The organism is Xanthomonas arboricola pv. guizotiae (genome assembly GCF_002940205.1).
Lineage (GTDB): Bacteria > Pseudomonadota > Gammaproteobacteria > Xanthomonadales > Xanthomonadaceae > Xanthomonas > Xanthomonas arboricola_C.
The window spans coordinates 1-22,051 of sequence record NZ_MDSK01000016.1; the positions used below are offsets into that span (position 1 = coordinate 1).

The following is a 22,051-nucleotide window of genomic DNA, read 5'->3' on the forward strand; positions in this document are numbered from 1 at the left end:
GAACGTCGCATCGATCTCCACTTGGCGTTGCTTTCGCTCGCATCCTCCATCATCTGCTTACGCCTTCTTCCTGGGTTTTGTTAGCCGCTCTAAGACTTGGGGGGCTATTGCTGGATCTGATTCGACTGGAGAAGTCGGTACCACTGTAGGAAAGTTTTCTGAAAGCGATGCGAGGCAAGCGGCTATTAGTCAATGCGCTCTAGGCGGCGCAGGCGATTGTAAGGTTGATCTCGTGTACCGCAATCAATGTGCTGCCTTTGCAATATCTCAATCTGCAACTTTTTTTCAAGCATCTGCTACAGAAGAGCGTGCTGTAAGTTTGGTTAAAAAAAAATGCGAAGATAGCAAAGGCGGTTTGTGCAAGGTTAGGTACTCTGAGTGCTCAAATCCTATTTTCAAGAAATATTGAATTGAATTAGCGGGGTTTTATGGCTGGCTTGCGTATTTCATTGGAGGCCTTGGTGAATTCGACTTTTTTGGCATGCGTCATTTCAATTGCAGCATGTAGTGCCAGCAATGCTCCACCTGAGGATGCTGACGGAGCGAAATTATCCGCTGAAGATCAAGCCGGAAAAAAGCCTGAATCCTCGCCGCAAAAGGACTTGAAAATGCCATCTACTACTGTCAATGCCAAGCTCAACGACCAGGGCGAGATAAGCGCAGATATCAACGGCATTGCTATTTCAATCAAGGCGCAGGGCTGTAGCGAAGATAGCCCAGGGATCATGCTATGTAACCGTTCGCCGGCCGTGGAGGTGACATTCCCCGGAGCCAAGTCGATTGCACTGGAGCCTGAGGCATTGTACGTGGATAGTAATTCCACGTTCTATCATGGTCCGTTAGACGACACTTACAAGAAAAACCGCCACTCAATTATTCTGACCGATATCAATGGCGATGGACACGAAGATGTAGTGGTGTGGTCTGGAAAAGAGGGTAATTATGGTGGCCCCTCTTATAGTGTCTATCTTTTCGATGTCGCGCAGAAACGCCCTGTTTTCAATCAGTCGCTATCCGATATTACGGTAATGGCCAATGGGCTATTCTCGGTGAAAGGAAATGTACTGACGTCTACTTCTGGTGATGGATGTTGTATCCACGTCTTCGATGCCTACGAGATTGAGAATAACGAAGCAGTGCTGATAGAGCGGTTAACCGAAGACACGAATGATCCGGCCAGTCCGAGGAAAAAGATCGAGCGGCTTCAAGACGGGGAAATGAAGGAGGTATCTAATTAGGAAGTGATTGGTAATCTGTAGTGAGTACATGCAACGCATCTTCGGGTCTGAACGCCGATAGATGCAATAACAAATTCTAATGACATGCACGTACGGAGAATACTATGAGCGATGGACGTGGTCGGAGCACCGAAGGCTTTGGTGTGGACCGGGAGTCTTCTGTTAGGTTGATCGTCAAAACCGCTCTTTAGAACGGCGTGACCGATCCAAAGCAAATATCGTACATGTTGGCGACGGCTCAGCATGAGACGCGTAATTTTCAGGCGCCTGAAGAAGATTTCGGACGCAGCCAAGCGCACAAGCTTGGATATAGCGGCGGCGAAGAGTTTTATGGCCGTGGTTACGTGCATCTTACCCACGACTACAACTATGCGAAGTTCGATAAGTTGCTAGGCCTCAACGGTGAAATGGTTCTTAACCCGGACATGGCCAAGCAACCGGAAATCGCTGCGAAGGTTCTAGTTATCGGTATGCGTGACGGTTTATTTACAGGCAAGCCTCTTGATCGCTACATCGATAATGATAGCCACGACGTCTACAACGCGCGGCGCGTTGTCAACGGAGTTACTCCTAGCAAACCCTGGAGCATAAAGGCAGCCAAGGAATGCGAGGAGTATGCGGGCAATTGGGAACGTCGCGTTCCCGATTTGATCGAAAGCGTCAAGCGCGATGGTGTCGACCTCAAGCACAGCGTGACGTCTGGTTCGACATCCCATCAAGTTTGGAAGTCCAGTGATGGCAAGCTCGAACAAGGCGAGCGCGGCGAGCAAGTGAAGCAGTTGCAAGGCCAGCTTGCGCAACTCGGTGCCGTTGGTCGCGATGGCAAACCCTTGAAGCCTGACGGCGACTTCGGCGGCAACACCAAGCACGCGGTCGAGCAATTCCAGCGCGAGCACGGGTTGCAGATAGACGGCGTCGCAGGTCAGCAGACCCAGGCCGCTTTGGCTAAGGCGTTGACCCAGGCGACACCCAAGCAACCTGAGCACACTGCCTCTCCTGCTGCGTCGGCACAGGCAGCATCCCGCTCCTTGTTGTCTGACCCTCGCCATCCCGACAACGCGATGTACAACGGCGCAGTGAGCAAGCTTGAAGCGCTGGGTGAACGTGGCGGTTTTGCCAACCGCAAAGAACTCGAGCAGGCAGCCGGGCAAATCGTGTTCGAGTCCAAGGTCAGTGGTTTGCAGCGCATCGACCATGTGGTGCCCAACAAGAGCGGCGATGGCTTCTTCGCCGTGCAGGGAGAGATGACCGACCCGGCGATGCGGCGGGTTTTTGTGGATCGCAACCAAGCGCAGAATCAGTCGCTGGAAAACAGCAGCCGGCAAGCGGCCGAGGAAAGCCAGCGTCAGGCCACCCAGGTGCAGGCCCAGGAAACTGCTTCGCGCTCGATGTCCATGTAATTTGGGATTGCTGGTCGTTGCGCTTCAGCGATCTGGTAAAAAATCGTCAAGGCGGTCAGCAATGTCCGCCTTGGCTCTACCTCCTGCGACCTGCGCGATGAAATCTCGATTCTTCAGTGGGAATTGTTGCAGCGAACGACGGCTTGGGTGGGGATGGTGTCCCTAAGGAAGCTCTGAACAACTCCTCGATAGACTTCTGATTGACGCCTGAGGCTGGAGGCATCACGCGTAAGTGATTGATTTTCAACAACGGAGATTGTCGCGATCAAGCGAAATCCCAAGTTCGCTCGCAACGCCACGAGTTGTTCAGAGGTTCCCTAACGGTGTTGACGCTGTGGATCTTCATCCAGGGCTACCGCATCGTAACCGGCCAGTCGCGCGAAGCGGCGATGGGCCTGGTGGTCACAGCGTTGCGCGCTGCGCTGATCATTGGGGTGGCGACGAGCATGGCCAAGGGCTCGCCGCAACTGTACTGGACGCTGACCGACGGGATCAGCTCGGCAATCACCAAGACAGTAACAGGTGACTCCGATAGCCCCTACAAGTCGATCGACCAAAACCTGATGCTGATGCAGATGGCGCTGGCCGGGTTGGATCAGATCAAGACCGGCGGCGACAAAGAAAGCGAAGACGCCAAGAACCGGGCACGCTGGTTTACGGGCATTGGCATGGCAGGCCCTGGCGTGGTGGCCGGCTCGATGCTGCTGTTGAACAAGCTGGCGATGGCGCTGGTGGTAGGATTTGGACCGTTGTTCATTCTGTGCTTGCTGTTCCAGGCGACGAAGTCGCTGTTCAGCAAATGGCTGTTATACGGACTGGGCACCATGTTCTCGTTGTCGGTGCTGACGTTTACGGTGAGCTTGGCAACCAAGGTCGTGGGTGCGGTAGGCATGGCGTTCCTGGCCAAATGGGCGGTCAGCGGCGGCAATGGCGAAGGCATCAGCAGCATGGCGCTGCAGCAGGGAGGAGTAGGCTTGGTGTTGACGACACTCATTCTGACCGCACCACCAATGGCGGCGGCGTTCTTCCAGGGTACGCTGGGTCAGTTTGCCCCGTATTCGGCGATTGGGTCGCTGGGCTCGTCGGGCGCAGCGTCTAACGCCAATTGTAATGACCCACCGGTTTCTGCTCAGGTCATGCCGTTAATGTAGCGGCGTAGGCCGCGTTTGGGGTCATCATCTTCAGCGCCTGATGAGGGCGCTGTTGGTTGTAGAAGGCGATCCAGTCAGCAATCACGCGCAGCGCGTGGGTTTGGCTCTCGAAGCGATGCCGGTGCACGCACTGCTCCTTCAGCGTCCGGATCACCCGTTCCACCATCCCGTTCTGCTGTGGGCAGTGCGGGGGGATGAACTCCTGCTTCAGGCCATAGCTGCGCACCAACCGGGTGTAGTCGCGGCTGGTGAAGACCAGGCCATTGTCCGAGCGCAGTAGGAACGACTCCTTGACCTTGCCCAGCGTGCCGAAGCGCGTGATCAGGGCCTGCTCCAGGGCGGCCGAGGCCGTGCTGGCCTTCCCCGTCCGTGACAGGTGCCAGCCAAGCAGCTGACGCGTGCTGCAGTCGATCACCAATGCCAGGCTGAGCCAGCCATCCTTGCCCCCCCATACGCGACACAGGTCGGTCGCCCAACGTTGATCCGGCTTCTGCGCACGCGATACCTTGGCCTCGACCCGCGGGCACAGGCCAAGGGGCCGCTTACGAACCTGCCAGCCCTTGAGCTGGAAAATCCGCGGTACGGTGTTCTTGTTCATGCCAAGCAGCGCAGCCACGGTGCGATAGCCAAACGACGGCTCCGCCTCGATCATCTCCTTGATTGGCTCAGCCAACTCCGGCTTCACCTTGGCGGGCGAGCTGGTCGGCGTGTAGTACATCGTGCGACGTGCCACGCCGAACCACTGGCACAGCTTGGTCATCGGAACTGAAACACCTTCTTCCTTCAGGCCCTGCTGGACCGAGAGCATCAGCTCTCGTCCTTTCCCAGCAGGGATACCAGCTTTTTTCGCGCACGGATCTCCAGCATGGCCTCGCCGTAGGCCTCCTGCAGGTCCTTCAGCTGGCGCTCGTACTGCTCGCGCACGTCCTCCGGCTTGGCCCTCAGCGCGTTCTCCAGGCCGCGCTTGCCCTCTTCGACCCAGCTTTCGATCTCAGCCGGAGTCAGGTCGAACTGGCGGCTGGCAGCAGCCACCGTCCTCTTGCCTTGGATGATCTCAAGGACCAGAGCAGACTTGCGCCGGGCGGTCCAGCGCTTGATCTCTGCTTCCATCACTTCGCTCATTGGTGTCTCCTTCAGGGAAAGTAACACTTGAGCAGGAATTCAGTGGGTCATTACATGAATACGTATGCACGGTCACGCTGTGGGTCTGTTCCGCCGCTACGCTAATGCTCTTGGCTGGGTGCTCCTTCTTGTGCCCGCACTGGCCCGGGAGGGGCGTACATGTCGCAGACACCATGGTGGCGCGGGGCCGTCATCTATCAGATTTACCCGCGGAGTTTTCTGGATTCCAATGGCGACGGGGTGGGCGATCTGCCCGGCATCATCGCCAAGCTCGACTACATCGCCGGGTTGGGCGTGGATGCGATCTGGATCTCGCCGTTCTTCAAGTCGCCGATGGCCGATTTCGGCTACGACATCGCGGACTACCGTGCGGTGGATCCGCTGTTCGGGACCTTGGACGACTTTGATCGTCTGCTCGGCGAGGCGCATGGCCTCGGCTTGAAGGTGATGATCGACCAGGTGTTGAGCCACACCTCGATCGCGCATGCATGGTTCCAGGAGAGCCGGCAGGACAGGACCAACGCGAAGGCGGATTGGTACGTGTGGGCGGATCCGCGCGAGGACGGGACGCCGCCCAACAATTGGTTGTCGCTGTTCGGTGGGATGGCGTGGCAGTGGGAACCGCGGCGGGAGCAGTACTACCTGCACAACTTCCTGGTGGATCAGCCCGACCTCAATTTCCACAACGCCGAGGTGCAACAGGCGACGCTGGACAACGTGCGCTTCTGGCTGGATCGCGGGGTGGATGGGTTCCGCCTGGATGCGATCAACTTCTGCTTCCACGATGCGCAGCTGCGCGACAATCCAGCCAAGCCGGCCGACAAGCGGGTGGGGCGCGGGTTCAGTGCCGACAATCCTTATGCGTATCAATACCACTACTTCAACAACACGCAGCCGGAAAATCTGGCGTTCCTGGAGCGCTTGCGCGGGCTACTGGATCTCTATCCAAATGCAGTGAGCCTTGGCGAGATCTCGTCGGAAGACTCGCTGGCGACCACTGCCGAGTACACCGCTCATGGCCGCCTGCACATGGGCTACAGCTTCGAGCTGCTGGTGCAAGACTACAGCGCGGCTTATATCCGCGAGACGGTGAGTCGGCTCGAAGCCACGATGTTGGAAGGCTGGCCATGCTGGGCCATTTCCAACCACGACGTGGTGCGCGCGGTGACACGCTGGGGCGGGGCCGATGCGTCGCCGGCGTTCGCGCGGATGGTGGTGGCGATGCTGTGCTCGTTGCGCGGGTCGATCTGCCTGTATCAGGGCGAGGAGCTGGGCCTGGGCGAGGCGGATGTGGCGTTCGAGGATTTGCGCGATCCGTATGGCATCACCTTCTGGCCAACCTTCAAGGGGCGCGATGGCTGCCGTACGCCGATGCCTTGGACGGATGCGCCGTCGGCAGGCTTCAGCAGCGGCAAGCCGTGGTTGCCGCTGGTTGAGGAGCATCGTGCGGCTGCGGTGAGCGTGCAGCAGGACGATCCGTTGTCCGTGCTAAACGCTGTGCGCCAGTTCCTGGCTTGGCGCAAGGGCGAGCCTGTGTTGCGCGAGGGGGCGATCACGTTCTACGACACCGCCGAGCCTGTGCTCATGTTCCGTCGCGAGCACGCCGGCCAGGTGATGTTGCTGGCATTCAATCTGTCGGCCGACGCAGCCGAGCTTGGGCTACCGGCCGGCACGTGGAAGCAGGTCGATGTGCCTGGGGTGGAGCGCGGCGCCATCGAACATGGCCACCTGCGCCTGGCCGGGCATGCGGTGGTGTGCGCGATCGAGGCTGGTTGACGGTGTGTCGTGCCGGCTAACTGTCGGTGCCTGATTGTCTGGAACGCAGCGAGGCATTCCTTGGGGAATGCCTCGCTTTCTTTGTAGTTGGCGGCTGCTTGGTTGGCCGAGCATCCACGGCGTTATGCCGGCTTTGCGGCTGTTGCCGATCGATCAGGTCCTTGCTCTCTGGATGAGGCAGGGTGTGCTGCTCTCCACGCCAGTCGGGATGGTTTGACCAGAAGGCCGCACGTGGATGGCGATTGACTGTGAGGACGTCTGCATTACCGGCGGCCTTGCAGCAGCGGCTTGGATTCGTGTTGGTACGGGCAGGCGCTGATGGCGCCGGGATTGGTCCGGTTTTGTTGCCACAAGCGAATGCTATGCGCAGGGGAGTGCCGATACGCCGAGGTTGTGGGCAACAGAGCCGTCTCTAAAGTGACGGCGCATGAAGTAGAAGAGCTGGGGATTGTGCTTGGTGGATGCACGCCGTGCTCGTGCCGTACCCTCACCCCAACCCCTCTCCCGGCGGGAGAGGGGCTTTGGTGTCCCGGTGGAGAGGGCTGGCGCCGGGGCCGGCCAGCCTGGTGATGCGTCGGTTGCCACGTAGGTAACGTAGCCACAGTTAGCGATGTGGCCACAGGTAACGATGTAGCTACAGGTGACGATGTAGTTACAGGTAACGATGTAGCTACAGGTAACGATGTAGTTACAAGTGACGATCTGGCCACAGATAACGATGTAGCCAGTCAGCGCATCGCTTGCAGGTCACACCCCGTCAGAACTTGTAGTTGACGCCCAGCACGAAGGTGCGGCCCCATTCGATGTATTCCAGTGGGCGGTCCTTGGTTTCGGCGTAGGTGCGGTAGGGCGAGTTGCTGAGGTTACTGGCCTGCAGCAGCAGGGTCAGGCCGGCAAGATCGCTGCTGTCGTTGAAGCTGTAGCTGATCTGCGCGTCGGTGATGTTTTCGCCGACCACGTAGCGCAGCGTGCGGTTGCCGTTGAAGTTGCCGTTGAAGTTGCCGATCTCGCCGATGAAATCCGAGCGGCGGCGCTGGCTGACGCGTGCTTCGAAACCCTTGTGCTCGTAGTAGGCGGTGAGGTTGTAGACGCGTTCGGACAGGCCGGGCAGGCTGATTTCGCCGTCACCGACGCTGGAGGCGCTTTCCGGGTCGCGGATCTTGACGTCGCTGTCGTTGAAGGTCGCGTTGGCCTGGATGCCGAAACCTTCCAAGGGAGCGAAGACCAGATCCAGCGGCAGCGAAGCGGTGAGTTCGACGCCGCGCAGCGTGCCGCCCTTGCCGTTGAACGGGGCGCTGAAGGTGCCGGTGGTCAGCACCGGCGCCGAGCCCGGCGGCGGCACATAGCCGGCCACCAACGCGGAGAAGTCGTAGTTATCGCGGCTCTGGGTGTAGATGTAGCTCTTCAGGTCCTTGTAGAAGAACGCGGCGGCCACGTAGGCGCGCTCGGCGAAATATTTTTCGTAGGAAAGATCGATGGCGTTCGCGCGCCAGGGATCCAGCATCGGGTTGCCGCCGCTGGCACCGGGGCGGCCGGTGGAGGTGTCGACGCCGAATTCCAGCGAGGCGCGCAGCTGATCCACGCGTGGGCGTGCGACCTGCTTTGCCATCGCAAAGCGCAGTGTCTGTTCGTACGGGAACTGGAAGGCCAAATTCAGGCTGGGCAGCCAGTCGCGATAGCTCTTGCCGTCGTCGATCGGGCGCACTTCACTGCCTGCCGGCTGCGACGCGTCCCAATAGTTTGCGCGCGAGGATTGGTCGGCGCTCTGCAACTGCACGCCGATATTGCCGCGCACGCCCACATCGCCCCATTCGGTATCGAGATTGGCGCGCAGCCAGGCAGTGGTGATCTTCTCTTCGACGGTCCAGGCCTTGGACACCAGGAACGAGGCATCGTCGCTGGGAGTGAACAGCATGTAACGCGAGACCACCGCCGGGACGTTCCAGGCGGGCAGGGTACCGATGCCGGCAAAGCCCAGGTTGACCGGCGCGTATTGCAGGTCCGGTGCGATGGTGGATTCGCCCTGTGCGCCAAGGGTGATGTTGCCTTCCGGCTGGGTTTTCTGTTTTTCGCGATTGGCGTAGTTGACGCCGACATCCAGATCCGAGAACCAGCTCAGCGCCTCGGGCATCGGGAAGCTGGCCTGCAGACGCGCGCCCTTGAGCACGTCTTCCACGCGTGGCACCTTGCCGTAGCCGGAGCCGTAAATGGTGTTGGTGAGGAACAGCTGATCGGGATTGGAATAATTCATGCCCGGCGTCAGTTGCGAGAAGCCGTTGCCGACCACCGATACGCCGACGGTATCCAGCTGCGGCATCGGCGCACGCTGGAGATTGTTTTCCAGATTCAGTTCGTCGCGGGTGGCCTTCGAGTAGTTCAGGTCGGCGATGATCTTGACGGCACCGGCGGTGATTTCGTTATTCCAGCCGAACGCCTCGATCTTGTCTTCGCGCTTGTTGTACATGCCACGCACCAACGGATAGACGCCGCTGGCATCACCACCGACGAAGGTGTCTATCGTTGACGCGCACGTTGCTGATGTTCAGGCCCGGCGTGTAGCCACCGTTGTAGTTGCTCAGATTGAGCTCGAACTGGTTGGCGGTGTCGATCTGCTCGGCCTTGGTGTGGAACGCATCGAAGGTGCTGGTCCAGGCGTTGGACGGGCGGTATTGCACGGTGGCCATGATGCCGTCGCGCTTCTGGTTGCCGGTGCGGCGCAGCGCCTTGATGCCGTCGGAGAAATACACGCCGTCGGCCACGCCGGGGCGCTGGCGCTGCGCATTGACCTGCTGCCACGGTTCGTACAGGCCCACCTGGTTTTCCTGGATCGGCATGTCGGTGTGTGCGTAGCCAATGGTCAGGCCGATGGTACGGTCGGCGAACTGGTCGATGTAGCTGACGTTGAAGCGGTTGCCGTACGGATCGACGTTGGCGGCCTTGCCCAGCGAATTGCGCTGGTAGCGGCCACCGATGGCGATCACGCGCTCGTTGTAGCTGAGCGGGCGTGCGGTCTGCATGTCCACGGTGCCGGACAGGCCCTGGCCGACCAGGCCGGCATCGGGCGTCTTGTAGACGGTGACGCCGCTGACCAGCTCGGACGGGTATTGGTCGAATTCCACGCTGCGGTTGTCGCCGGTGCTGACCACTTCGCGCCCATTGAGCAGCGTGGTGGAAAAGTCCGGTGACAGGCCTCGTACGCTGATGACCTGCGCACGGCCGGCGACACGTTGCGCTGCCAGGCCAGGCAGGCGCGCGAGCGATTCGGCGATGCTGACGTCGGGCAGCCGGCCGATATCTTCGGCCGAAATGGCTTCCACGATCGAGGTCGAATCCCGCTTGACCGAGATGGCACCTTCGATCGCGCGGCGCAGGCCGGTGACCTGGACCTTGTCCAAGTCGGTCACCGCGCCGGCGGTCTGTTCGGAAGCGGATTGTTCGGTGTCGGTTGTTTGCGCCGGCGTGGCCGATTGCGCGGCAGCCAACGTCGGTGCCATGGCAACGGCCAGGGCGATACTCAGCGCAGAGCGCTTGTGCTTCAACATTTTCCCCTCCCAGGTACATGTTGTTCTTTGATTTTTTCGATCCGGCGGAGGCCTGGATGCATTGCATCGCGCGCCACGACGGACGTCACGACTGCGACGTATGGTAGACACGGCACCTGGGTGCGAACGGGCACTGCATACGTATTCAACCCGGCTGATGGCACTGGAATCGATTCCACGCAGGCTTCGCTGCAGCGCGGTACGCCGTTTGGCTTGTGATGAGACGGCACCACCGCATCACGTAGCGGCTGCCGCACCGCTGCGTGATGCACTCGATCGCGTTGAAGGTCTCTTCACCCCATTGCGACCAGGTCAGCGCCTGCCTTCCATCGGCACGAAACGAATCGCCTGCCCACCGCCTGGCGCAAGACGCAATTCCAGCGTATCGGCGCTACCGACCTGGCGTTGTTCGCTGACAAAGGCGAACGGGTTGCTGACATAGTCCGCACCGTCGCCATCGCGATAGATCTGCGCGGTGTAACGCACGCCGGGCTCAAGGAATCCGAGCGGCACCTGCAGCAGCCAGCCATGCTCGTCGGTGATGCTGCCCAGGAACCAGTCGCGACTATGCCGGTCCTTGCGCGCGATGGTGACGTAGTCGCCGACTTCGCCGTTCAAGGCACGGGTCTGATCCCAATCCACCGCCACGTCTTCGATGAAGCGGAAGGCATCGCGGTGCTGCAGATAATGCTCGGGCAGATCGGCGGCCATCTGGATCGGGCTGTACAGCGTCACGTACAGCGCCAGCTGGCGCGCAAGCGTGCTGGGAATCGCCTGGCCGTTGCGGCCTTTCAGGCTGAGAATGCCGGGCGTGTAATCCATCGGCCCGGCGAGCAGGCGGGTGAACACCAGATTGACCTCGTGCTCGGGCGGATTCGGTGGCTGGCCCCAGGCGTTGTATTCCATGCCGCGCGCGCCTTCGCGCGAGATCCAGTTGGGATAGGTGCGGCGCAGGCCGGTGTCCTTGATCGGTTCGTGCGCGTTGACCGCCAGGTGGCGCGCGGCGGCTTCCTGCACCACGCGCAGATGATGGCGCGCCATCCATTGGCCGTCGTGCCATTCGCGCAGCGGCGTGCCGCCTGCCGGGTTGCGACGTTCCACCTGGCCGTCGTCGCAGACATAGCCGGTCTTGACCGAGTCCACGCCGAACCGGGCGTACAGGTCCATCGCTTCGGCGATCTGGTCTTCGTAATGATCCATTGCGCACCCCGTTTCATGATGGCCGATCAGATGCACGCCCTTGCCGGCGGCGTATCTGCTCAGTGCGGGCAGATCGAATCCGGTGTCGGCCTGGTGAAATCGAAACTGCCGCCGTTACCGAACCATTCGCCGTCCCAGCCCGGATTCCAGCCTTCCACCAGCACGCCACGAAAGCCGTGTGCCGCGGCAAAATCGATAATGCGCTTGGTGTTGGCAGTGGTGGCGCCGTGTGTCGGCCCGGTCGCCCAGGTCTGCTGGTTGAGATGCATGGACCACCACACCCCGACATATTTGGACGGCTTGACCCAGCTCACATCGCCCAAGGCATTGGGCGCGTTGAGGTTGAGGATCAGGTTGGATTCCACCAAGCCGGTGGCCTGGTCGGCGATCTGCAGCGTGCGCCACGGCGTATCGAACGGCAGCGTGCGCCGCACCTTCCAGCCTTCGGCGGCGGGCGACAGCTGCGCGCGCAGGCGCCGGCCTTCGGTGCGGCGCAGCCACATGCCGGCGTAGTCGACCAGCGCCGCCTCATGCAGCGCGACATGCAGCCCGCTCTCGGTGCGCAAGGTGAGCGGCGTATGCGCCAGCGCGACCTGGTTCAACGGCGTGCGCTGATACAGGTATTCGTAGTGGATCGGCTCGCCTGCCGGAATCCACCATGCCTCTGACGGTTGCGCGACGGCGAATTCGGTCACTTCCTCGTCGATGATGGCTTCGCGCAATCCCGCTTGCTCGGGAAAGTGATAGCGTAGGCCGATGCCATCGTCGTACACGCGCAAGATCACATCGAAGCGGCGTTGCGCGCCGCTGCGTTCGCCCAGGCTGACGCTTAGTTCGTTGTAGTGGTTGCGCACCAGGCGCGTCTCGCCCCAGGGTTGTTCCCAGGTATCGTCATGGGCTTGGCGTACTTGCGAGAGGACGACCAGGCCGCGGTCCAGCCGGCCGTCGCGCAACTGGAAGCCCAGGCGCGAGCGTTCCAGCACTGGCTGACCCAGGCGTTGCACACGGTAGTAGGGCGTGCCGCCGTCCACTTCCAGCGTGACCTGCAGGACGTTGCCGGGCGAATCGGCACTGATGGCGATGCGCTCGGCCTGCGCAATGCCCGCAAGACTGCCAAGCAACAGGACAAGCCCTCGCGCACTGCATGCGGCGCGCGATCTCGAACGCACGCGATGTGAAACCAGCGGCATATCCCCTCCCAAGGCGGCCGTTGCGTCAGCGGCGGCTATGCAGCGCTGTGGCGTGGATGGGCCATGCTGCACTGCGGCCATTGCCATGAATACGTATGCATTGATGCGGAACCGCTGAGCGCGCGTCTACCATGGCGTCACGGCACCTGGGAGGGTCCGCGCCCGTGGCACGCCAGTGCCGCGCACTACAACGCGTGCAACGAGGGAGGGAGGCCGACGGTGCAAGCCGTCTGGCCGCTTCGATGCTGAAGATGATCTGCATGGTTGCAACGCTCGGCGTTGCGGCAAGCTCGCCGGTGTTGGCCGATGGGCTGGAATTCCAGGGCCGCCGTGCGCAAGCGCAGGCGCTAGAAGACGGCGGTTTCGTGCTGCGCTGGCCGCAGGGCGAGCGCCGCATCGGGCCGCAGCCGATGCGCACCCACACCGCCAGTTCGTTGTTCGACGCCTTGTTCGCCATGGCGCAGCAGGAAATGGCCGACGACCGTGTCGAGGCGATCCGCGATCCGGCCTTCAACGACGGCAAGCCGGTGCCGTGCGCGTGCTTCGAAACCGGTGAGCGCTGGCCTTACGTGTGGACGCGCGATGTCAGCTTCGCCGCCGATCTGGCGTTGGCGCGGCTGGAGCCGGAGCGCACGCGCAATGCGCTGCGCTTCAAGCTGTCGGCGGCGCGCGACGGGCAGACGCCGGGGGTGTTCGTTGCGCAGGACACCGGCTCCGGTGGCAGCTGGCCGATCAGTAGCGACCGCGTGGTGTGGTTTCTTGCCGCGCGCGGCCTGCTGGATGACAAGGCGTTCGCCGAAGGAGTGTGGGAGGCGTTGCAGGCCACCCTCGCGCAGGATCGTGACGCGGTCTTCGATGCGCAGATCGGCCTCTACCGCGGCGAAACCTCGTTTCTGGATTGGCGCGAGCAGACCTACCCGGAGTGGACGCGCCAGGATGTGCGCTTCATCGCCGAGTCCTCCGCCCTGTCCACCAACGTGTTGCACTACCAGGCCCTGGGCCTGGCCGAGCAGCTGGCGCGCCAGCATGGCGATGCGCGTGCGTCCAGGTACGCCCAGTGGGCCGATGCGCTGCGTCAGGCGATCGCCACGCGCTTCTGGGATGCGCCCAGCAAGCAGTATGTGAGCTATCTGGGCAATGCGGCGCATCCGGTGCGCTATGCCAAGGTCGATCTGCTCGGCGTGTCGCTCGGCGTGCTGGCCGAGGTGTTTCCGAAGGAGCGTGCGCGCACCGCGCTGCGCAGGTATCCGCTGGTTGCCGGCGGCAGCCCGGTGGTGTGGCCGCAGGACGCCGAACAGCCGATTTATCACAATCGCGCCGTCTGGCCCTTCGTCAGTGCGTATGCGCTACGCGCCGCACGCCAGCTGGACGACGCGCCGCGCATTGCGCTGGAGCTGCAGTCGTTGATGCGCGGCAGCGCGCCGGCTGGCTCCAACATGGAAAACTACGAGATGCAGAGCCTGGCGGTGCATGTGGAGGAGGGCACACGTAGCGGCCCGGTAGTGAACTCGCCACGCCAGTTGTGGTCGGTTGCCGGCTATCTCTCCGCGGTGCTGGAAGGCGTGTTCGGCATTGGCGCCGATGGCAGTGTGACGCCGAAACTGCCGCGTACGTTGGTGCCGTTGTTGTTTGGCGATCGCCAGCAGATCGTGCTTGAACAGGGCGCCCGACGCTATGTGCTGCAGCGGCCGACGGCGGGTGCAGGTGAGTTGCTGGTGGCGGGGAGGCTCGAGCAACAAGGCCGGACCACCTTGGTGCATCTGATCGGTCGCAAGGCCGATACCACCGCCCCGCCGCAGCCAGGCCAGGTGTTCGCACCCAGCACGCCGGAGGCGCCCGTCGCGCAACGGCAGGGCGACGGCTATCGCATCCTGATTCCGGCTGGGACGACGCTGTACATGGATGGGCATGCGTTGGACGCTACGCAGCACTGGGACCTGCGCGAGGACGGCCGGCTGCACGTGCTCAGCCTGACCCTGCGCGCCGATGGCCTGGAGTCGCTGCACAGTCCCGCGTTGACGCTCGGCCCGTTGCAGGAAGTTGCGGGCAGCGAAGCCTGGGTTTGGACTGCCACGCGCGCGGGCCAGCATCGCGTATCGCTGCGTTATGGCAACCCCAACGGCCCGATCAATACCGGCGTCACTGCGGCGGTCAAGCGGCTGCTGCTGGAATGCCCGGGGCAGGCGACGCAGTCGCAGGTCGTGGTGATGCCGCATAGCGTGGGCGAGCAGCTGTCCACGCAGGTCAGCTTCACTGCGGTGGCCGGGCAGCAGTGCAGGTTCCGGCTGGAAAACGGCTTCAACATGAGCGCGCTCGCGCATTTTGCGCAGTATAACGGCGGCCGCGGTGGTCGCGATTGCGTGGTCAACACCGCGCAGGTGAGCGCGCTGCTGGTCGGCCCGGCAGCGGGCACGGAGGCTGCGCAATGACCGCCAAGCCACGCTTGAATTTCTGGCAGATCTGGAACATGTGCTTCGGCTTTCTCGGTGTCCAGTTCGGCTTCGCGCTGCAGAACGCCAACGCCAGCCGCATCTTCCAGACCCTGGGGGCGCAGGTCGACGATGTGCCCGGCTTGTGGATCGCCGCGCCGCTCACCGGTCTGATCGTGCAGCCCATCATCGGCTACCTGTCCGACCGCACCTGGACGCCATGGGGGCGCCGACGTCCGTATTTCATGGTCGGCGCAGTCTTCACCACACTGGCCTTGCTGGCGATGCCCAACACACCGATGCTGTGGATTGCCGCCGGCACGTTGTGGGTGCTGGATGCATCGATCAACATCTCGATGGAGCCATTCCGCGCCCTGGTCGGCGATCAACTGCCACCGGCGCAGCGGCCCACCGGCTATGCGATGCAGAGCTTCTTCATCGGGGTCGGCGCGATTGTGGCGAGTTTCCTGCCGTGGTTGCTCACGCATTGGGGCGTGGCCAATACCGCGCCGCCAGGACGGTTGCCCGACAGCGTGCGCTACGCCTTCTACCTCGGTGCCGCGGTGCTGTTCCTGTCGATCGGCTGGACGGTGCTGCGCACGCGCGAGTACAGCCCGCAGCAGCTGGCCGGTTTCGACGATGCGCATCCGCCTGTAGCGGCTGCAGCGATCGCCGGCACCTTGCCGCCGCAACGTGCGAGTGTGCTGTGGTGCGGCATCGGTGTGCTGCTCGCCACTGCGATCGCCTGGCAGCACGGCGACCGCATGCTCTACGTGCTGGCCGGCCTGTGCATCGCCTACGGTGCGCTGCTTGCGTTGGCGCGCGTGCTGCCATCCATCGCCATGCTGGTGGCGATCGTGCAGGACGTGCGCAGCATGCCGCTGACGATGCGGCGCCTGGCCTGGGTGCAGTTCTTCTCCTGGTTCGCGCTGTTTGCGATGTGGATCTATACCACCGCGGCGGTCACCCAGGTGCACTTCGGCGCCAAGGACACCGCATCGGCGGCCTATAACGAGGGTGCGAACTGGGTGGGCGTGTTGTTCGGCGCCTACAACGGGTTTGCGGCGTTGGCGGCATTGGTCATTCCGTTGCTGGTGCGTGCGATCGGCCTGCGCTGGAGTCATCTGTGCAACCTGTGGCTGGGGGCGGCCGGGCTGTTGTCGATGCTGGTGATCCGCGATCCGCAGTGGCTGCTGCTGTCGATGCTGGGTGTCGGTTTTGCCTGGGCCTCGATCCTGTCGCTGCCTTACGCCTTGCTGTCCGACAGCGTGCCCGCCGCCAAGATGGGTGTGTACATGGGCATCTTCAATTTCTTCATCGTGATTCCGCAGCTGGTCGCGGCCAGCGCACTGGGCTTTGTGCTGCGCGTCTGGCTGGGCGGTCAGCCGATCCATGCGCTGGCCATCGGCGGCGCCAGTCTGCTTATTGCCGGTGTGTGCGTGGTGCGGGTTCCAGTAGCCTTGGGAGGGCGGTAATGCGTCATGTGATGATGGCTGGATTGATCGTATCTGCAGGAGCGGCGAGCGCGGCGGCTGCACCCGGCGATTACTACGGCACGCTGGAACCGTTCGCTGCTGACGCGGTGTATTTCGTGGTGACCGACCGTTTCGTCAATGGCGACCCCGGCAACGATCAGCGCGACCAGGGTGGTGCGCATCGCACGTTCGATGTGCCGACGCCTTGCGCAGATGGGGTCGGCGACAACATCGGTTACCTGGGTGGCGACTTCAAGGGCATCGTCGAGCATGCCGACTACATCCGCGAGCTGGGATTTGGCGCGGTATGGATCACGCCGATTGTCGACAATCCGGATGAGGCCTTCACCGGCGGCAAGCCGATCAGCTGCGGCAGTACGCTCAGCGACCATGGCAAGACCGGTTATCACGGCTATTGGGGCGTGAACTTCTACGAGCTCGACGAGCACCTGCCCAGCCCGGGCCTGGACTTTGCCGGCTTCACCCGCGCCATGCATGCCAACCGCTTGAAGGTGGTGCTGGATATCGTGGGCAATCACGGCTCGCCGGCCTACAGCATGCCGGTGGCGCAGCCGGGCTTCGGCAAGCTGTACGACGCCGATGGCCGCCTGGTCGCCGATCACCAGAATCTGCCACCGGCGCAGCTGGATCCGCAGCACATTCCGCTGCACGCGTTCTACAACACCGGCGGCGGCCTGGCCGAGCTGTCCGATCTCAACGAAAACAACCCTGCGGTGCTCGATTATCTGGCCGGCGCGTATCTGCAGTGGATGGAGCAGGGCGCCGACGCATTCCGCATCGACACCATCGGCTGGATGCCCGACCGCTTCTGGCATGCCTTGGTTGCGCGCATCCGCGAAAAACGTCCGGGGTTCTTCATGTTCGGCGAAGCCTTCGATTACGACGCCAACAAGATTGCCGGGCATACCTGGGCGCGCAATGCAGGCGTCAGCGTGCTGGATTTCCCGTTGAAGCAGCAGCTGTCCGCTGTCTTCGGCCATGAGCGGGCCGGGTTCGAGACGCTCGCCGCGCCGTTGTTCCTGCGTCGGGGGCCGTATGCCAATCCGTACGAGCTGATGAGTTTCTACGACAACCACGACATGGCGCGCCTGGATGCCAGCGACACCGGCTTCATCGATGCGCACAACTGGCTGTTTACCGCGCGCGGCATCCCGGTGATCTATTACGGCTCGGAGACCGGTTTCATGCGCGGGCGCGCAGAACATGCGGGCAACCGCAATTACTTCGGTGCCGAGCGCATCCGCACTGCACCGCACAGCCCGATCTTCGGTCCGTTGCAGCAGATCGCGCGGCTGCGTCGCGATACCCCGGCATTGCAGCGCGGCGTGCAGGTGGATGTGCTGCTACGCGGGGATCACGCGGCGTTTTTACGGGTCTATCAGCATGCGGGTGCCAGCCAGACGGCGCTGGTGCTGCTCAACAAGGGCGATGCGGCGGCGAACATCGAGGTGACGCGTTTTCTGCAGCCTGGCACCTGGCGCGACGCGCTGAGTGGCGAGCAGGTGCCGGTGCAACGTCGGCTGCTGGCGCCGGTGCCCGCGCATGGGGTGCGGGTGCTGCTCTCGGACGCACCGGTCACCGACCCGGCCTTGCGCAGGCAGCTCGACGCGCAGATGGCCGAGCAAACCGCGCGCGATGCCCGCAACGGGTAGGAGCGCACCCGGGCGCGACGGGGCATTGCCGGGAACGCCCCGTCGCGCCCGGGTGCGCTCCTACGAGGCGTCAATTCGCGGGCTGTCGCGCACGCTCCAACGATTCCCGATTCCCGATTCCCGAATCCCGAATCCCGAATCCCGAATCCCGAATCCCGAATCCCAAGCCTCGGCGCCCAGCGATTCCGCTGGTCACCTGACCGCATGTCAGCTTGAGCTTTCCCGGCCGACGGTGATTTCGATCCTGGTCACGCTGCGGGCCGCGGCAGCACGGGGCCGCCCGCAACAGGTAGGAGCGCACCCGGGCGCGACGGGGCATTGCCGGGAACGCCCCGTCGCGCCCGGGTGCGCTCCTGCGAGACGTCAATTCGCAGGCTGTCGCGCACGCTCCAACGATTCCCAATTCCCAATTCCCAATTCCCAATTCCCAATTCCCAATTCCCAATTCCCGATTCCCGATTCCCGATTCCCGATTCCCGACTCAACGCCTGACAGCCCCATCGGCGGCCCGACCTAGCACCGCATCGCCGGTCTCCGAGCCGGACGGTCTCCATCCCAGCGGTGGCTGCAGCCCACTGCTGCGCGAGGAATCACGCAGCGCCAGCTTTACCGGAATCGTGCGGCTGTGTGCCGCTTCGCGGCGGATCAGTGCCACCAGGCTTTCCACCAGGAGCGTGCCGGCCTGCTTGGTGTCCTGCTGCACCGTCGACAGCGCCGGCGCCACCGACGCCGCCAATGCGATATCGTCGAAGCCGCTCACCGCCACATCCTGCGGCACCCGCAGGCCGCGCTCGCGCAAGGCGCGCATTGCGCCGATCGCAATCAGGTCGCTGGCCGCGCACACCGCATCGAATGCCTTGCCGCTGTCGAGCAGCGCCAGGCACGCGGCATGGCCGGACGACTCGGTGGTGATCGCATCGAACTGCAGCGCGCGATCGGCCACCAAACCCTGCTGCTTCAGCGCAGCCACGTAGCCGCGGTAGCGCTCTTCGAACTCGGGATAGTGGTTGGACGCGTGGCCGAGAAAGGCGATGCGGCGACAGCCCTGTGCCAGCAGATGCTCGGTGATATCCAGCCCGCCTTGATAATTGTCGCTGCCGATCGAAATGCCCGGCTGCCCCGGCAGCGCCGCGCCCCAGCGCACGAAGTGAGTCCCTTGTTCGACCAGCAACTGCAGCCGCTGGCGCGACTGCTGATAATCGCCGTAGCCGAGCAGGATGATGCCGTCGGCCTTGTTGCTGTCCTCGTAATCGGCCTGCCAGTCCTTGGACAGCTGCTGGAACGACACCAGCAGGTCGTAACCCTGCAGCGCGCAGGCGCGGGTGATCGAGCCCAGCATCGAATGGAAGAACGGGTTGATCAGCGAATCGTCGGCGGTGGGGTCTTCGAAGAACAGCAGCGCCAGCGTGCCGGCATTGCGCAGCCGCAGCGACGAGGCGTTCTTGTCGACCTTGTAGTTCAACTCCCTGGCGATGCGCAGGATGCGCTTGCGGGTTTCTTCGTTGACCATCGGGCTGCCGCGCAGTGCGCGCGACACGGTCGGCTGCGACACCCCGGCCAGGTAGGCGATATCCAGCGAGGTGGCTTTGCCCTTGCTGGTCATGGTCGGCACTGGCAGCACAGGTGGCCGGCATCATGCCACGCGCCCGCCGGCCCCGTGCCGGCATGCGCAACAGCGGGCTGATTGGTTTACCATTCGCCTCCAAGACCCCTTGCGAGAAGGTGGCCCGCGCCCCGCGCCGGCCCAGCGTGCGACATGAGCACTACCACCGCCCACCGCTGATTCCGGCCGCGCCACTCCGCAGGGCGCCCGTGTGGCGTTCGTTCTGCCCCACCTCTCGCCATAGCCTTATCCGAGCCTGTCCCGTAACGGGCAGATCTCCCTTGCAGCCGCCGCGCTGCAGCCAGCACAGACCTCATTCTTGCCCATGATCAACATCACGCTTCCCGACGGCAGCCGCCGCGAATTCGAATCCCCCGTCTCGGTGATGCAGGTCGCCCAGTCGATCGGTGCCGGCCTGGCCAAGGCCACCATCGCCGGCCAGGTCGACGGCCAGCTGGTCGATGCCAGCGACGTCATCGACCATGACGCCAGCCTGCGCATCATCACCGCCAAGGACGCCGAGGGCGTGGAGATCATCCGCCATTCCTGCGCGCATCTGGTCGGGCATGCGGTCAAGCAGCTGTACCCCGAGGTCAAGATGGTGATCGGCCCGGTCATCGCCGAGGGCTTTTATTACGACATCTACAGCGAACGCCCGTTCACGCCGGACGACATGGCCGCGATCGAGCAGCGCATGCAGGAGTTGATCGCGCAGGACTACGACGTGATCAAGAAGGTCACCCCGCGCGCCGAAGTGATCGAGGTGTTCGCCCAGCGCGGCGAGGAGTACAAGCTGCGCCTGATCGAGGACATGTCCGACGACATCACCGCGATGGGCCTGTACTACCACCAGGAATATGTGGACATGTGCCGCGGCCCGCACGTGCCCAACACGCGCTTCCTCAAGGCCTTCAGGCTGACCCGCATTTCCGGCGCCTATTGGCGCGGCGATGCCAAGAACGAGCAGCTGCAACGCATCTACGGCACCGCCTGGGCCGACAAGAAGCAGCTGGACGCCTACATCCTGCGCATGGAAGAGGCCGACAAGCGCGACCATCGCCGCATCGGCAAGCAGCAGGACCTGTTCCATCTGCAGGAAGAGGCGCCCGGCCTGGTGTTCTGGCACCCCAAGGGCTGGTCGCTGTGGCAGGTGGTCGAGCAGTACATGCGCAAGGTCTACCGCGACAGCGGCTACGGCGAAGTGCGCTGCCCGCAGATCCTGGACGTGTCGCTGTGGCAGAAATCCGGCCACTGGGACAACTACCAGGACGCGATGTTCTTCACCGAGTCGGAGAAGCGCACCTACGCGGTCAAGCCGATGAACTGCCCGGGCCACGTGCAGGTGTTCAACCAGGGCCTGCACAGCTACCGCGACCTGCCGATCCGCTACGGCGAGTTCGGTGCCTGCCACCGCAACGAGCCCTCGGGCGCGCTGCACGGCATCCTGCGCGTGCGCGGCTTCACCCAGGACGACGGCCACGTGTTCTGCCTGGAATCGCAGATCGAATCCGAAGTCACCGCCTTCCATCAGCAGGCGCTGGCGGTCTATACCGCGTTCGGCTTCGACGACATCCAGATCAAGATTGCGCTGCGTCCGGAAAAGCGCCTGGGCGACGATGCCACCTGGGACAAGGCCGAAGCCGCGCTGCGTAGCGCGCTGGGCGTCTGCGGGGTGGAGTGGCAGGAGCTGCCGGGCGAGGGCGCCTTCTACGGCCCCAAGATCGAGTACCACCTCAAGGACGCGATCGGCCGTACCTGGCAGCTGGGCACCATGCAGGTCGATTTCATGATGCCGGGCCGTCTCGGTGCCGAGTACGTGGACGAAAACAGCCAGAAAAAGCATCCGGTGATGCTGCACCGGGCCATCGTCGGTTCGATGGAGCGTTTCATCGGCATCTTGATCGAACACCATGCCGGCGCCTTGCCGTCCTGGCTGGCCCCGGTCCAGGTCGTTGTCGCAAATATCACCGATGCCCAGGCAGACTATGTGGACTCGGTTCGGAAAACCCTTGCAAATCAAGGCTTCCGTGTCAGCGCCGATTTGCGTAACGAGAAGATCGGTTATAAGATTCGCGAGCATACGCTGCAACGCGTGCCGTACCTGCTCGTCGTCGGTGACCGCGAGAAGGAAAATGGCGCAGTCGCCGTGCGGACACGTTCGGGAGAGGACCTCGGGACCATGGCGGTCTCGGCCTTCATCGAACGTCTGCAGGCAGAGCAGGCAGCGTGAGCCAACCCCGGCCGGTCTGGAT

At 62.8% G+C, this 22,051-nt stretch carries 12 protein-coding genes and 3 pseudogenes; 10 read left to right on the forward strand and 5 right to left on the reverse strand.

Annotated features, from left to right (window positions below):
* The 5 genes and pseudogenes from XarbCFBP7408_RS23160 to XarbCFBP7408_RS11375 all read left to right on the forward strand — a co-directional run.
* Window positions 1-84, forward strand: a pseudogene (locus tag XarbCFBP7408_RS23160) (IS5/IS1182 family transposase); the annotation flags it as partial.
* 22 nt (window positions 85-106) lie between these two features.
* Window positions 107-409 carry a DUF4189 domain-containing protein gene (locus XarbCFBP7408_RS22375; RefSeq protein WP_258072115.1) on the forward strand — a complete coding sequence of 101 codons (303 nt, stop codon included), beginning with the start codon at window positions 107-109 and terminating at the stop codon, window positions 407-409.
* A 52-nt stretch (window positions 410-461) separates the two neighbouring features.
* Window positions 462-1,238, forward strand: coding sequence for an FG-GAP repeat protein (locus XarbCFBP7408_RS11350; protein ID WP_258072113.1), 777 nt, complete (start codon window positions 462-464; stop codon window positions 1,236-1,238).
* A gap of 224 nt (window positions 1,239-1,462) precedes the next feature.
* Window positions 1,463-2,638, forward strand: a complete 1,176-nt coding sequence (locus XarbCFBP7408_RS22960) for a peptidoglycan-binding protein (protein ID WP_146093762.1) — start codon at window positions 1,463-1,465, stop codon at window positions 2,636-2,638.
* Window positions 2,639-2,940: 302 nt separating this feature from the next.
* A complete protein-coding gene (locus XarbCFBP7408_RS11375; protein WP_258072116.1) occupies window positions 2,941-3,789 on the forward strand; it encodes a type IV secretion system protein in 849 nt (282 codons plus the stop codon).
* Here the strand turns inward: XarbCFBP7408_RS11375 and XarbCFBP7408_RS11380 are convergent.
* Both XarbCFBP7408_RS11380 and XarbCFBP7408_RS11385 read right to left on the reverse strand, forming a co-directional pair.
* The gene (locus tag XarbCFBP7408_RS11380; RefSeq protein WP_104563049.1) at window positions 3,773-4,597 is read right to left on the reverse strand and encodes an IS3 family transposase; all 825 of its coding nucleotides are present in this window, start codon (window positions 4,595-4,597) and stop codon (window positions 3,773-3,775) included. The genes XarbCFBP7408_RS11375 and XarbCFBP7408_RS11380 overlap by 17 nt on opposite strands.
* Complete coding sequence (locus XarbCFBP7408_RS11385; protein WP_104563050.1) at window positions 4,597-4,911, reverse strand: DUF1153 domain-containing protein; 315 nt, start codon at window positions 4,909-4,911, stop codon at window positions 4,597-4,599. Before XarbCFBP7408_RS11385 ends, XarbCFBP7408_RS11380 begins: the two co-directional genes overlap by 1 nt.
* A 159-nt stretch (window positions 4,912-5,070) precedes the next feature.
* Here XarbCFBP7408_RS11385 and XarbCFBP7408_RS11390 point away from each other — a divergent pair, with 159 nt between their 5' ends.
* Entirely contained in the window at window positions 5,071-6,687 is a 1,617-nt protein-coding gene (locus XarbCFBP7408_RS11390) for an alpha-glucosidase (protein WP_104563051.1), read from the forward strand.
* Window positions 6,688-7,444: 757 nt separating this feature from the next.
* Here the strand turns inward: XarbCFBP7408_RS11390 and XarbCFBP7408_RS11395 are convergent.
* Both XarbCFBP7408_RS11395 and XarbCFBP7408_RS11400 read right to left on the reverse strand, forming a co-directional pair.
* Window positions 7,445-10,229: pseudogene (locus XarbCFBP7408_RS11395) on the reverse strand (TonB-dependent receptor).
* Between the two features lie 312 nt (window positions 10,230-10,541).
* Window positions 10,542-12,619: pseudogene (locus tag XarbCFBP7408_RS11400) on the reverse strand (glycoside hydrolase family 97 protein).
* 242 nt (window positions 12,620-12,861) lie between these two features.
* On the opposite strand from XarbCFBP7408_RS11400, the gene XarbCFBP7408_RS11405 reads away from it, so the two are divergent.
* The 3 genes from XarbCFBP7408_RS11405 to XarbCFBP7408_RS11415 are packed head-to-tail and all read left to right on the forward strand — an operon-like array spanning window position 12,862 to window position 18,196.
* A complete protein-coding gene (locus tag XarbCFBP7408_RS11405) occupies window positions 12,862-15,048 on the forward strand; it encodes a Six-hairpin glycosidase-like protein (protein ID WP_104563052.1) in 2,187 nt (728 codons plus the stop codon).
* Window positions 15,045-16,523, forward strand: coding sequence for an MFS transporter (locus XarbCFBP7408_RS11410; protein ID WP_104563053.1), 1,479 nt, complete (start codon window positions 15,045-15,047; stop codon window positions 16,521-16,523). The genes XarbCFBP7408_RS11405 and XarbCFBP7408_RS11410 overlap by 4 nt, the downstream gene beginning before the upstream one ends.
* On the forward strand, window positions 16,523-18,196 hold the full coding sequence (locus XarbCFBP7408_RS11415; protein ID WP_429001376.1) for an alpha-amylase family glycosyl hydrolase: 1,674 nt from the start codon (window positions 16,523-16,525) through the stop codon (window positions 18,194-18,196). The genes XarbCFBP7408_RS11410 and XarbCFBP7408_RS11415 overlap by 1 nt, the downstream gene beginning before the upstream one ends.
* A 481-nt stretch (window positions 18,197-18,677) precedes the next feature.
* On the opposite strand, the gene XarbCFBP7408_RS11430 is transcribed toward XarbCFBP7408_RS11415, so the two are convergent.
* The gene (locus tag XarbCFBP7408_RS11430; RefSeq protein WP_181106361.1) at window positions 18,678-19,799 is read right to left on the reverse strand and encodes a LacI family DNA-binding transcriptional regulator; all 1,122 of its coding nucleotides are present in this window, start codon (window positions 19,797-19,799) and stop codon (window positions 18,678-18,680) included.
* 325 nt (window positions 19,800-20,124) lie between these two features.
* Here XarbCFBP7408_RS11430 and thrS point away from each other — a divergent pair, with 325 nt between their 5' ends.
* Window positions 20,125-22,029 (forward strand): threonine--tRNA ligase, encoded by a 1,905-nt coding sequence (gene thrS / locus XarbCFBP7408_RS11435; RefSeq protein WP_104563055.1) that lies wholly within the window; start codon window positions 20,125-20,127, stop codon window positions 22,027-22,029.
* Window positions 22,030-22,051: the final 22 nt, after the last annotated feature.

Coding starts and splice junctions, on each gene's coding strand:
- XarbCFBP7408_RS22960 (WP_146093762.1), top strand. CDS start 1,463: ATGTTGGCGACGGCTCAGCATGAGACGCGTAATTTTCAGGCGCCTGAA.
- XarbCFBP7408_RS11380 (WP_104563049.1), bottom strand. CDS start 4,597: ATGCTCTCGGTCCAGCAGGGCCTGAAGGAAGAAGGTGTTTCAGTTCCG.
- XarbCFBP7408_RS11385 (WP_104563050.1), bottom strand. CDS start 4,911: ATGAGCGAAGTGATGGAAGCAGAGATCAAGCGCTGGACCGCCCGGCGC.
- XarbCFBP7408_RS11390 (WP_104563051.1), top strand. CDS start 5,071: ATGTCGCAGACACCATGGTGGCGCGGGGCCGTCATCTATCAGATTTAC.
- XarbCFBP7408_RS11405 (WP_104563052.1), top strand. CDS start 12,862: ATGCTGAAGATGATCTGCATGGTTGCAACGCTCGGCGTTGCGGCAAGC.
- XarbCFBP7408_RS11410 (WP_104563053.1), top strand. CDS start 15,045: ATGACCGCCAAGCCACGCTTGAATTTCTGGCAGATCTGGAACATGTGC.
- XarbCFBP7408_RS11415 (WP_429001376.1), top strand. CDS start 16,523: ATGCGTCATGTGATGATGGCTGGATTGATCGTATCTGCAGGAGCGGCG.
- XarbCFBP7408_RS11430 (WP_181106361.1), bottom strand. CDS start 19,799: ATGACCAGCAAGGGCAAAGCCACCTCGCTGGATATCGCCTACCTGGCC.
- thrS (WP_104563055.1), top strand. CDS start 20,125: ATGATCAACATCACGCTTCCCGACGGCAGCCGCCGCGAATTCGAATCC.